Origin of the sequence: Streptomyces sp. NPDC058279, assembly GCF_042881255.1 — a bacterium.
Taxonomy (GTDB): Bacteria; Actinomycetota; Actinomycetes; order Streptomycetales; family Streptomycetaceae; genus Streptomyces.
The window spans coordinates 343,946-356,036 of sequence record NZ_JBHVYA010000004.1 but is presented as its reverse complement, the minus strand read 5'-3'; the positions used below and the strand labels follow the sequence as shown (position 1 = coordinate 356,036).

The window sequence follows — 12,091 nt, the reverse complement described above, 5'->3', positions numbered from 1 at the left end:
ACGGCGGAGGGCGGCCGTCCGGGAGCGCACGCCGACCGTGCTCCCGGCCGCATCCCACCGGTTCCGGCGGTACCAACGGCTAGGCTCGCGCCCAGAACCGCCGTACCGCCGCAACCGGGAGACACCCACGATGGCAAAGAAGCGCCCCGCAGCGAAGACCGCGAAGCCGCAGCTCGACAACGGGGAAATCCCGGTGGTGGGTGCGCGGGAGCCCTGTCCCTGCGGCTCCGGGCGCCGCTACAAGGCATGCCACGGCGCCGCGGCCGCGCACGCCGTCACCGAACACGTGCGGCGCCCCTTCGAGGGTCTGCCGGGCGAGTGCGACTGGGTGGCGCTGCGCGAGCTCGTCCCCGCGGCCACCGTGCCGCTGACCCTCACGGGCGGCCTGCCCGAGGGCGTCCCTTCCGTCACGCTGGTCACCGTACTGCCGATGGCGTGGCCGGCCCTGCGCCGCGAGGACGGTTCCGTCCTGCTCGCCCTCCAGAACGACTCGACCACCGGGGACCTGGCCCGGGACATGGCGGACACGCTGGAGCGCGCGCTGACGGCGGAGCCGGGGTCTCCGGTTCCGGCGCGACGCGTGCCGCCCGAGGGTCCTCGACTTCAGGATCTCCTGGACGCCGACGGCGTTTTCGAGCCGGTTGTGCACAGTGGCTTCGAATTCTGGATTCCGGAAGCGGAGAGCGCTCAGAACGCCTCCCCGGAGGTCGCCGCCTCGCTGGAGCGGGCCAACGCCGCGGCCATCCCGACGGTCAAGCTGACCGGCGTGGACGCCGCCTACTGGTGCGAGACCCCCGAGAAGAACCACCTGCGGTGGGTCATGCCGCACCCCGAGGAGAAGCTGCTGGACGCCCTGGCGCGGCTGCACGCGGCCGGCACCTCCTCGCTGGGCGAAGGCACCAAGCTCGTCGGGTCGTTCCGCGCCCACGGCCTGATGGTCCCCGTGTGGGACCTGCCCACCGGCGTCTCGGCGGACGACGTGGAGAAGCCCGCCGCAGAGCTCGCGGAGCGCCTGGCAGCGGCCCTGGCGACGGATGCCCCGCTGACCCCCGAGGAGCGCCGGGCGCGCGGGGGGCTCACCAACCGTCAGGTGACCCTCAGCTGACCTCGCCGCGCCCCCGGGGGGGCCCGGTGACCGGAGTCACAACTCCCGCTCGCCGCCTGCAAATCGCTGTCTGAATATCAGAGATCGAATTTGCGAACAGGCGATCTCTTGTTACGGTTCTTGTAGCCCGGTCGCTGGTGCATCCCCCGTCGCCAGCGACCGGGCCCTTCCATTTCTCGTGGTGCTCAACCACCCTTCGGTGCCGGTGCGTTGCTCCCGGACCGCAGCAGCAGCGCACCTTCATCATCCGGAACTGCAAACTCCGCTACGGCCGAGTAACCACTCGCGGTACCCGCCGACGCCTCCTTCGGCGTCTCGCACAGTCCCGGCTCGTCCCCCGCTCCCACCGCGCAGCGAATCTGCACCGTGCGTCCCGCCGGCCCCATCACCGTCAGCACGGCGTCAAGGGGGCGGCCGCTGGTGTTGCGGTAGTAGCTGCGACCCCATGTACTGCCCTCGCTCGCCAGGACGCAGGTCTGGGCCTCCAGGCCCTGCGGCGAGGTGAGTTCGGGGCCGCACCGCGAGTCTGTACGGGGTTGCTCCGGCGGCCCCGGCTGGGCGGGGCGGGCGGGGTGCGCGACGCCCCGCGCCGTGTCCGACGTACGCGAAGAGTCGGAAAGGCCGAGCGAGGAGAGCAACCCGCCCGCCTTTCCGTCGTCCTGACCGGCGAAATCCGGCCCGGCGATCGCTCCGGCAAGGGGAAGCGACAAGATGATCAGCACACCGGCGCCGATACCGATCAGGCGGAGATTCATTCGCCGAAGATAGCGACGCGGGAATGGGGCACGGAGATCCCCGCGCCCAATTCCCCTGCAAACCGGTCCCGCCAACACCCGAAAGAGTGATCCGTCGAGCGCGCGGCAGCAGTAAGGGGCCGTCAGTACGCGAGCCGGCTCCCGCCGCCCGGCGCTCCGCTGCTCGCCTCCACCAACGCGTGCACGAGCTCCTCGACCTCCGGCAGCCACAGGCCCTGCGACCCGGTGGACGGCTCGCGCTCCCAGCGGACCTCTCCGCCACCGGAGGCGGGGGAGGGCGGCAGGAGCAGGTAGCCGCCCTCGCCGTGGAAGCGGAGCGAGGAGGGCACGTGATCCTTGGCGTAGAGGAGCTCGCCGAGCCGCTCCAGCGAATACGGAGCCACCAGGAGCGACCACCGGGTGGGCGTCGCGACGATGGGGCCCAGCCGCATGCCCTGCGCGTCCAGCCGTACGACGGCACGCGCGGCCGCGCCGGCCGGGAGGCTGACCGCGCACGGCGCCGCGCCGCCGGTGGCCATCAGGACCGGGGCGGCCGGCCGTCCGGACCACCACCAGGCCACCATCTTGGGGTCGGTGGTCGCCGCGAGCAGCCCGGGGTCGAAGGGGTGCGCGCCGGGCACCACGCAGTCGGGGTCGGGGCAGGCGCACCGGGCGCTGTCGGCACCGGCCCGGCCCACACCGGGCAGCACGGGCCACCGCCGTACGGTCGCGCAGGTCAGCGCCGCGTCGAGCAGGGAAGCGGCGCCGCCGTCCGGGTTCCGGGCGGCGGGAGAGGTCGGGAATCGGAATGTCAAGCGATCGCGGAGCCGCTGGAGACGCCTTCCGAGGATCTCGCGCATGAGCGCTCGTTCCTTTCCGTTGAACGCCGAGGGCCACATCACACCACGTAAGCGGTGTTTCACCACACGTACACGTTTCGCGTCACTGTCCGCCGGAAGCAGGTTCACACGGTTCGTGCAGTTTTCTTACGGGTCCATCCAACGTACGGCGGGGCCGAGCGCGACCCCCACCGGTAACCGAAACCGGCCGGCACCGATATCGGGACCGGCCGCCGCCGCTAAGGACGACGGCGGGCGCCGGGCGGTTCCCGGCGGATGCCGGGGGGCGTCAACTGACCCCGGGCACCACCGTTTACGTACCCGGACCCGCTGGGACGCCCGCTCAGTCGATCGCAAAAACCGTCTGCTTCCGGCTTTTTCCGGCCAAGTTTTAACCTTGGCCGGACAGCGAGTTGTGAATCCGCGGACACCAGGATTCCCAGCTGGGCAATGCTGGACATCGATCCTCGTGTGCGTGTAGATGTGGAGCCATTGATGGCGGCGCAGCACGATCTGGGGGTTTGCGATGCTATATGGCGAATCGCACCAGGTGGAAAGGCGGACGCCATGAGCGCCTCGCATCTGCCGAAAGTGGCTGGAATCGATCCGGCCGTTACCGCGTCACCGCACACTGCGGCGCCCACCGCCGCCGCACCCGCACGCACCACCGCCCCCGCCCCGACCGTGCCGCCCGCCGCGAGCACCGTCATCCAGGACCGGCTGGCGGGCATGGTCTCCGACCTGACCACCCTCCACGAGCTGACCGAACGCCTCGCGCGGGCCGTCGATCTCGACGCTTCCCTGCGCGAATTCGTGCGGGCCGGCGCGGCACTCGTCGGGGCCCGCCGCGGCCTGGTCGTCCTGGAGCCGTCCGACGGGCTGGGGCCCAGCACCACCATCGGTCTCGGACTCGGCCGCGCGGACCTCGGCCACATCGAAACCGTGCCGCGCAGCGCCACCTCCTACGGCCGCATCCTCGACGGGCTGCCGGACGCGCGGGGCGGCTCCGACGTGCTGCCGGAACCCGGCGTCGCACCGGGGACGGGCGCGTTCGCCACTCCCGTCGATCCCCGCCACCGCGAGGTCGCCGCCCGGCTGGGCTACGCCGCCAGCTACGCCCTGCCGCTGGCCGCCGAGGCCACCGGCCGGCTCGGCGCGGCCGTCTGGCTCTACGACGAGCAGGCCGAACCGAGCGAACGCCAACGCGATCTCGCCGGGCTCTACGTCCGGCACGCCGCCGAGCACCTGGCCCGGATGATGGAGGTCGAGCGCTCCCGTTCGCGGCTGGCCACCGTCGCCGAGGAGTTGTTGCCCAGCCGTCTGCCCCGGATCGCCGGGGTGCAGCTCGCCGCCCGGCACCACACCGGGCCGCTCGGCGGGGGCGACTGGTACGACGCGCTGCCGCTGCCCGAGGGCGCCATGGGGCTGGCCGTCGGCTCCGTCAGCGGCTCGGGGCCGAGCGCGGTCGCGGCGATGGGGCGCATGCGGGCCTCGCTGCGCGCGTACGCGGTCATGGAGGGCGAGGACCCGGTCGCCGTGTTGTCCGACCTCGAACTGCTGCTGCGGCTGACCGAGCCCGCGCGCTCGGCGACCGCCCTGTTCGCCTACTGCGAGCCGGGTTCCCGCAAGATGATCCTGGCCGGAGCGGGCCACGCCCCGCCGCTGCTCATCGGTGAGCGGCGCACGGAGTACGTGGAGACCTCGCTGTCGGCGCCGCTCGGCATGTTGGCCTGCTGGGAGGCGCCGAGCGTGGAGATCGAACCCGCGCCCGGAGAAACGGTGCTGCTGTACACCGACGGGCTGCTTCGGCGGACCGGCGACCCCATGGACCGGGCGTACGCGCGGCTGCACGCGGCGGCCGCGGGGGTGCCGCGCAGTGCCCGGGACGACCCGGCTGCCATCTGCGACCACATCCTGCGCACGGTGTTCCCGCAGGCGGACGGCGTCGAGGGGGAAGGCGTCAACCCGGGCGGTGCGACCAGTGCGGGCGGTGCAGGCGGTGCAGGCGGTGCGGGCGGCGGCGACCAGGCCGAGGACATCGTTCTGCTCGCGGCCCGATTTGACTGATTTGTCACATGGCCCGGCGCGGGTCTTCCGCTCACCCATACGATGGATGAGGTCCACACCCGGTCCGTTCTGTCGTAGCTGAGGAGAAGACGTGGCTGACGAGCTCACCCCGGAGACCCCGGAAGAAGAGCAGCCCCAGAAGAAGCACAAGCAGCGGAAGAACGCGCTGTACCCGGGCGTCAGCGAGGAACTCGCGGAGAACATGCGCACCGGCTGGGCCGACACGGAGCTGCGCGGGCTGGAGCCGATCGCCCAGGCCGCCCACACCGCCGCGCGCCGCGCCGCCCTGTCCGCACGCTTCCCCGGCGAGCGGCTGGTCGTGCCCGCGGGCCGGTTGAAGACCCGCTCGAACGACACCGAGTACCCCTTCCGGGCGTCGACCGAGTACGCGTACCTCACGGGCGACCAGGCCGAGAACGGCGTCCTGGTGCTGGAGCCCACGGGCGAGACCGGCCACACCGCGACCGTCTACCTGCTGCCCCGCTCCGACCGAGAGAACGGCGAGTTCTGGCTGTCCGGCCAGGGCGAGCTGTGGGTCGGCCGCCGCCACTCCCTCGCCGAGGCCGAGCAGCTCCTGGGCCTCCCGGCGAAGGACGTCCGCGAGCTGCCCGAGGCCCTCGCCGAGGCCACCGGTCCGGTCCGCTTCCTGCGCGGCCACGACGCCGTCATCGAGAAGGCACTGACCGACAAGGTCACCGCCGAGCGCGACGAAGAGCTGCGCGTCTACCTGTCCGAGGCCCGCGCCGTGAAGGACGAGTTCGAGATCGGCGAGCTGCAGAAGGCCGTCGACTCCACCGTCCGCGGTTTCGAGGACGTGGTGAAGGTCCTCGACAAGGCGGAGGCGACCTCCGAGCGCTACATCGAGGGCACCTTCTTCCTGCGCGCCCGGGTCGAGGGCAACGACGTCGGCTACGGCTCCATCTGCGCCGCCGGTCCGCACGCCTGCACCCTGCACTGGGTCCGCAACGACGGCGACGTCCGCTCCGGCGACCTGCTCCTGCTCGACGCCGGCGTGGAGACCCACTCCCTCTACACCGCCGACGTCACGCGCACCCTGCCGATCAACGGCACGTACACCGACATCCAGCGCAAGATCTACGACGCGGTCTACGAGTCCCAGGAAGCCGGCATCGCCGCAGTGAAGCCTGGCGCCAAGTTCCGCGACTTCCACGACGCCTCGCAGCACGTGCTGGCGGAGAAGCTCGTCGAGTGGGGTCTGCTGGAGGGCCCGGTCGAGCGGGTGCTGGAACTCGGTCTCCAGCGGCGTTGGACGCTGCACGGCACGGGCCACATGCTCGGCATGGACGTCCACGACTGCGCCGCCGCGCGCACCGAGGCGTACGTCGACGGCACTCTGGAGCCCGGCATGTGCCTGACCGTCGAGCCCGGTCTGTACTTCCAGGCCGACGACCTGACCGTGCCGGAGGAGTACCGCGGCATCGGCGTGCGGATCGAGGACGACATCCTCGTCACCGAGGACGGCAACCGGAACATGTCGGCCGGCCTGCCCCGCGCCTCGGGCGAGGTCGAGGCGTGGATGGCGCGCCTCAAGGGCTGATCGGCCGATCGGCCGGCGTACGTCCTACGCGTAGGTCACGCACCCTCGCGCGGGCGGGTCCCCTTCGGGGCCCGCCCGCCGGCGTCTAGGAAACCTTGAGCAGCGCGCCCTCGCGCCACTTGAGGACCTTGTCGAAACTGACCACCGCGCCCCGGCCCGGGCGGTTGCGCAGGCGGAGGTGGTCGGAGAGCTCCGCGATCAGCCCCAGGCCCCGGCCGTGTTCCTTCTCGGACGGTCCGGCGGGCCTGGGTCTGTGCCCGGCGACCGTCGAGGGCGGGAAGCCCGGACCCGAGTCGGTCACCTCGATGCGGCAATGGTCGCCGTCCAGATAGGCCGTCACCCGGTACTCGGCGCAGACCGCCGGGTCCGGCATCCCGACGCGTGGCGTGTCGGCGACCGGGCCGCCGTGCTCGACCGCGTTCGCACACGCCTCGCTCAGCGCCACCGACAGGTCGAAACAGATGTCCGGGTCCACCCCCGCGGTCTCCATCGTCCCGAGCAGAAGTCGCCTGGCGAGCGGCACGCTCGCGGCTTCGCGCCTCAAGTGGAGAGACCACCAGATGCTCATACGGTTACCTATTGCCGCCCTCGGTCACCTGTAAGCGCCCGGCGGCCTTCGGAGCCCTCATTCGGCCGATGCGGCTCTCCCGACCGCCGGTGTATGGGGTCGTGAGGGAGCGGCAGGCGGTCGGCGCGACGGGCCGAACGCGGGATGTCCGCGGGTCGACCGCGGGCGAACGCGGGCGAACCCGGGTCGACCCCGGGCGAACGCGGGTCGACCGCTTGAACCCCGCTCGGGCGCCCGTGGGGACGGATGGGATCTTCCGGACCTGCCGTATGGCCGTCCCGGGGGCAGTGCGATGATGGCCCGGCCATGACTGCCCCCCACACGACGCGGGCCGGAGCGGGTCTCCGGATGACACGGGCCGCGGTGTTCACCGCGGTCTGCGTCGTGTTGTCCGCGGTCGGGCACGCCGTGGCGTCCTGCGCCACCGTGCCGTGGTGGACCCTCGGACTGGGCTTCCTCGCCCTCTTCGCGATCGCCGCCCCGCTCGCGGGTCGCAGGCGTTCACTGCCCGGCATCGCCGCCGGGCTCGCCGTCGGCCAGGTGACACTGCACGCGGTGTTCGGCCTCGGTCAGCACGGCGTCGCGGCACCGACCGCCGCCGACGCCTCGGATTCCTCTTTGGCCGCGCTCGCCGCGCAGTTGGTCTGCGGGGGCAACTCCGTACCGCTCAGCCCGCAAGACGCCCGGCTGATCCTGGAGACCGCCGGACTGGATCCGGCCGTCATGGCCGCGCATGGGCACATGGCCCACGCGCACATGGCCCACGCCCCGCAGACCGCCCTGTTCAGCCCCGCCATGCTGATCGGCCACCTGTTGGCCGCGCTCGCCGCGGGCTGGTTGCTCGGGCGCGGCGACGCGGCACTGTTCCGGCTCGTCGAGCTGTCCCGGCTGTCCGCCGAGGCCGACCCGGTACGTCCGCTGCGTACCGCCCTGGCTCTGGTTCGAGCCCTCGTCTCCGGTCTGCCGGACGGGCCGGGACGCCTGGCACGGACTCCTCGGGGAGCTGCTGCCCCGGACGTCTCCACCGGTCGTGGAGCGCTCCAACACACAGTGATCAGGCGCGGGCCGCCGATGGCGACCCTCACCCTCGCAGCCTGACACGGCACCTCCACCCCGGGACATCACGGGACACCGGTGCCGTGAACCTCGCGCGCGCCCGCACGCGGCGCCGTGCCATCACTGTTTCCCGTGGAGTGTTCCTGTCATGAAGATCTCTCGCGTCTCCTTCGCCGCCGCTCTCGCCGCCGGCGCCGTCCTCGTTCTCTCCGGTTCCGCGTCCGCCCATGTCGGCGTCCAGCCGGGCGAGGCCGCCAAGGGCGGCTACGCGGTGATCAACTTCAAGGTCCCCAACGAGCGTGACAACGCCTCGACCACGCAGCTCGAGGTGAACTTCCCGATCGACCAGCCGCTCACCTCGGTCATGCCGCAGGACATCCCCGGCTGGACCGTGAGCGTCGAGAAGAGCAAGCTCGACAAGCCGCTCACCGTGCACGGCAAGCAGGTCAACGAAGCCGTCACCAAGGTGACGTGGAGCGGTGGCAAGATCGAGCCCGGCCACTTCCAGCAGTTCCCGCTCTCCATCGGCAAGCTGCCCGACAACGCGGACCAGATGGTCTTCAAGGCGATCCAGACCTACGACAACAACGAGGTCGTGCGCTGGATCGAAGAGACCAAGGCCGGCGCCCCGGAGCCGCAGAACCCGGCGCCCGTCCTCAAGCTGACGGCGGCGGCCTCCGACGACCACCACGATGACGACGCCACGAAGGCCGACGACGCCAAGGGCCACACGGACGGCCACGACAAGGCCGCCGCGAGCGGCTCCGACACCACCGCGCGCGCCCTCGGTATCGCCGGCATCGTGCTGGGTCTCGGTGGCGTCGCGTTCGGCTTCGTCTCGCGCCGCCGCGCCTCCTGACCGTCGGGCCCCACGGGCCCTGTCATCGAGACCATCCGAAACCCCGATCCCCAGGGATTCCACCCCATGCGCACCACACGTGTGACGGTCGCCGCCTTCGTCGCGGCGGCCGCACTCGCCCTCACCGCCTGCGGCGGTGAGCCGGCCAAGTCCAGCGGTTCGGTCACCCAGATCACCGGCACCACCAAGGCCGGATCGGCGACCGTCCTCGACCGTCCCTTCCAGAAGCCGGACCTCGTCCTCACGGACACCTCCGGCAAACCGTGGAACCTGCGCGAGCAGACCAAGGGCCGGCCGACGCTCATCTACTTCGGCTACACCAACTGCCCCGACGTGTGCCCCCTGACCATGAGCAACATCGCGGTCGCCAGGAAGGCACTGCCGAAGGAGGACCAGGACAAGCTCCAGGTCGTCTTCGTCACCACCGACCCCGAACGGGACACCCCCGAATCCCTCGGCACGTGGCTCAAGGCCCAGGACCCGTCCTTCATCGGACTGACCGGGGACTTCGCCACCATCCAGGCAGCTGCCCGGTCTCTCGGCATCGGTATCGAGGCCCCCAAGAAGGAGGCCGACGGCAGCGTCGTCTCCATGCACGGCGCCCAGGTCATCGCGTTCTCTCCCAAGACCGATGAGGGCTACCTCCTCTACGGCGAGAGCACGACCGTCGATGACTATTCCAAGGACCTGCCGAAGATCGTCAAGGGAGAGAACCCGTGAACGCCCGCACCACCCGCTCCCTCGCCGCCACGCTCTCCCTGACGGCGGTGCTCGCGATATCCGGCTGCTCCTCGGAGTCGGGGGGCGCGCCGGACTCCGCCAAGCCGACGCTGACGGTCAGCGGGGCGTTCATGCCCGAGCCCGTCGACGACAAGATGGCCGGCGCCTTCATGATCGTCACCAACGACTCGAAGACGCCCGACAAGCTCACCGGCCTGACCAGCCCGCTCTCGGACGATCTCCAGATCCACGAGTCCAAGGACCAGAAGATGCGGCAGGTCTCCTCGCTGAACGTGCCCGCGAACGGCCGGCTCAGCCTGGAGCGCGGAGGCAGTCACGTCATGTTCATGGGACTCAAGAGCAAGCCGAAGGTCGGCGACAAGGTCAAGGTCGAGCTCAAGTTCGAGAAGGCCGACCCCATCACGATCGAGCTGGACGTGAAGGACCGTACGTACACCGGGCAGAGCTCCAGCGCCCACTGACGGACCGAGGAACTGACACGCCATGACGGCCACCGCCCCCACCCCGGCCCGCGTCCGCGCCACGGCACTCCTGCCGCGGCTCACGCTGGTCCTCGCAGCCCTGCTGGCAACCTTGTTCACCGCGGCCGGACCGGCCGCGGCGCACGCCGCACTCACCGCGAGCGACCCGAAGGACGGGGCGGTGGTCGCCACGGCGCCGGCCCAGGTCACCCTCTCCTTCTCGGAGCAGGTCGCCATGGGTGACGACTCCATCCGCGTGATGGACCCCACAGGCAAGCGCGTCGACACCGGTGAACTGCGCGACATGTGCAGCGGATCCACCATCCGGTACGGCACCGCCCTGCACTCCGGGCTGCCCAACGGCACCTACACGGTGGCCTGGCAGGCCGTCTCCGCCGACAGCCACCCGGTCTCCGGCGCCTTCACCTTCTCCGTCGGCGCCCCCTCGGCCACGCGGGTCACCCTTCCCACCCAGAAGGCCGGGGGCGGGCCCGTCGGCGTCGCGTACGGCATCGCCCGGTACGCCGCCTACATCGGCTTCACCGTCCTCATCGGGGGCGCCGCCTTCATCCTGCTGTGCTGGCGCCGTGGCTCGACCGAGCGACCGTTGCAGAAGCTGGTGCTGCGGGGGTGGGTGCTGCTGACCGCCTCCACCCTGGCGATGCTGGTGCTCCGCGGCCCGTACACGGGGTCGGGCAAATTCGCCGACGTCTTCGACCTCGGCGGGCTCAAGGCCGTCCTGGACACCAAGGCCGGTGCCTCGCTCGTGTCCAGGCTGTTGCTCCTCGGGGCGGCGGCGCTCTTCGTGGCCGTGCTCTTCGGCGCCTACGCGCGCCGGCAGCAGGGTGCCGGGGCGGACGGCGGGAGCACCGGGCCTCTTGGCCTCGACGGGGCCGCAGGGCCGCTCGACGTCGACGGAGCGGACGCCGCCGACGATGTGGTGGCCGAACGCAAGGACACGAGCGATCTCGCCTTCGGGCTCGGGGTCGGAGGGGCCGTCGTGGCCGCCGGTATCGCCGCCACCTGGGCCCTGTCCGAGCATGCCTCCACCGGTATCCAGCCCACGATCGCGATGCCGGTCGACATTCTGCACCTGCTCGCCGTCGCCACCTGGCTCGGCGGTCTGGCCGCGCTGCTGGTCGCTCTCTACAAGGTTCCCGGGATCGAGCGCGAGGCCGTCCGACGCTTCTCGAAGGTCGCGTTCATCAGCGTCGTGGTGCTGGTCGTCACCGGTGTCTATCAGTCCTGGCGTCAGCTGGGCAGTTGGTCCGCTCTGACCGGCACCAGTTACGGGCGACTCCTGCTGATCAAGGTCGCCCTCGTGGCCGTCCTCGTCGGTATCGCCTACCTCTCCCGGTCATGGACCGCTCGGCTCTCCGACAGCCGGGCGGAGCCGGCACAGGCGGATGTCTCACGTGAAACAGAGGAGGACGTTTCACGTGAAACAGCGGACGTTTCACGTGAAACATCCGAGCGTGAGGTGGTACTTGAGGGAGCGGCGCTGGTGACGGTACCGGCCGACCCCAAGCGCGCCGCCCAGTTGGCCCGACAGCGTGCCGCCACGGACAACGCCCGGTCCAAGCAGGTTCGGGACGCCGACCCCGGACGGGCCGGACTGCGGCGGTCCGTCCTCGCGGAGGCCGCGGTCGCGGTCGCACTGCTGGCTGTCACCACGGTCCTGACCAGTACCGAGCCGGGGCGCACCGCGGAACTGGAGACCGGTCGCGGATCGGCGGCGAGTACCGCCGTCCCCAACCGACCCGTCAAGATCACCCTGCCCTTCGACACGGGCGGCCCTCAGGGCAAGGGCACCGTCCGACTGGAGCTTGCCCCGGGGCGGGTCGGCGCCAACGGCCTGCACCTGTGGGCGGAGAATGCCGATGGACAGCCCCTCGACCTTCCCGAGGTGAAGATCTCCTTCACCCTCTCGGCCAAGGAGATCGGCCCCCTGCCGGTCCTCCCGGAGCGCGCGGCTCCCGGGCACTGGAGCGCGGACGGCGTACAACTGCCGCTCCCGGGCGAATGGCGTATCGACATCACCGTACGGACCTCCGACATCGACCAGACGACCGTCCAGAAGAACGTGAAGATCGGCTGACCAGC

General features: G+C 71.2%; 11 protein-coding genes. 8 read left to right on the top strand and 3 right to left on the bottom strand.

All coding sequences use genetic code 11. The features are described 5' to 3' along the window. The first annotated feature begins 130 nt into the window (after window positions 1-130). On the top strand, window positions 131-1,105 hold the full coding sequence (locus tag ACFVXJ_RS11375) for a DUF5926 family protein (RefSeq protein WP_389661481.1): 975 nt from the start codon (window positions 131-133) through the stop codon (window positions 1,103-1,105). A 185-nt stretch (window positions 1,106-1,290) separates the two neighbouring features. On the opposite strand, the gene ACFVXJ_RS11370 is transcribed toward ACFVXJ_RS11375, so the two are convergent. Continuing rightward, window positions 1,291-1,860: a hypothetical protein gene (locus ACFVXJ_RS11370; RefSeq protein WP_389661480.1), complete on the bottom strand. Its 570-nt coding sequence runs from the start codon at window positions 1,858-1,860 to the stop codon at window positions 1,291-1,293. A gap of 122 nt (window positions 1,861-1,982) precedes the next feature. Next, on the bottom strand, window positions 1,983-2,699 hold the full coding sequence (locus tag ACFVXJ_RS11365; RefSeq protein ID WP_389661479.1) for a bifunctional DNA primase/polymerase: 717 nt from the start codon (window positions 2,697-2,699) through the stop codon (window positions 1,983-1,985). Between the two features lie 429 nt (window positions 2,700-3,128). Here ACFVXJ_RS11365 and ACFVXJ_RS11360 point away from each other — a divergent pair, with 429 nt between their 5' ends. Both ACFVXJ_RS11360 and ACFVXJ_RS11355 read left to right on the top strand, forming a co-directional pair. Further along, window positions 3,129-4,745, top strand: a complete 1,617-nt coding sequence (locus ACFVXJ_RS11360) for a PP2C family protein-serine/threonine phosphatase (RefSeq protein ID WP_389661478.1) — start codon at window positions 3,129-3,131, stop codon at window positions 4,743-4,745. Between the two features lie 91 nt (window positions 4,746-4,836). Continuing rightward, on the top strand, window positions 4,837-6,303 hold the full coding sequence (locus ACFVXJ_RS11355) for an aminopeptidase P family protein (RefSeq protein ID WP_389661477.1): 1,467 nt from the start codon (window positions 4,837-4,839) through the stop codon (window positions 6,301-6,303). 85 nt (window positions 6,304-6,388) lie between these two features. Here the strand turns inward: ACFVXJ_RS11355 and ACFVXJ_RS11350 are convergent, their stop codons facing one another. After that, window positions 6,389-6,871, bottom strand: coding sequence for an ATP-binding protein (locus ACFVXJ_RS11350; RefSeq protein ID WP_389661476.1), 483 nt, complete (start codon window positions 6,869-6,871; stop codon window positions 6,389-6,391). Window positions 6,872-7,177: 306 nt separating this feature from the next. Here ACFVXJ_RS11350 and ACFVXJ_RS11345 point away from each other — a divergent pair, with 306 nt between their 5' ends. The 5 genes from ACFVXJ_RS11345 to ACFVXJ_RS11325 all read left to right on the top strand — a co-directional run bounded on the left by ACFVXJ_RS11345 (window position 7,178) and on the right by ACFVXJ_RS11325 (window position 12,086). Beyond that, window positions 7,178-7,969 (top strand): hypothetical protein, encoded by a 792-nt coding sequence (locus ACFVXJ_RS11345; protein ID WP_389661475.1) that lies wholly within the window; start codon window positions 7,178-7,180, stop codon window positions 7,967-7,969. A 106-nt stretch (window positions 7,970-8,075) separates the two neighbouring features. Next, window positions 8,076-8,786, top strand: coding sequence for a YcnI family protein (locus tag ACFVXJ_RS11340; RefSeq protein ID WP_389661474.1), 711 nt, complete (start codon window positions 8,076-8,078; stop codon window positions 8,784-8,786). A 66-nt stretch (window positions 8,787-8,852) separates the two neighbouring features. Continuing rightward, window positions 8,853-9,506: an SCO family protein gene (locus ACFVXJ_RS11335; protein ID WP_389661473.1), complete on the top strand. Its 654-nt coding sequence runs from the start codon at window positions 8,853-8,855 to the stop codon at window positions 9,504-9,506. Then, the gene (locus tag ACFVXJ_RS11330; RefSeq protein WP_389661472.1) at window positions 9,503-9,988 is read left to right on the top strand and encodes a copper chaperone PCu(A)C; all 486 of its coding nucleotides are present in this window, start codon (window positions 9,503-9,505) and stop codon (window positions 9,986-9,988) included. The genes ACFVXJ_RS11335 and ACFVXJ_RS11330 overlap by 4 nt, the downstream gene beginning before the upstream one ends. 22 nt (window positions 9,989-10,010) lie before the next feature. Beyond that, on the top strand, window positions 10,011-12,086 hold the full coding sequence (locus tag ACFVXJ_RS11325) for a copper resistance protein CopC (protein ID WP_389661471.1): 2,076 nt from the start codon (window positions 10,011-10,013) through the stop codon (window positions 12,084-12,086). Window positions 12,087-12,091: the final 5 nt, after the last annotated feature.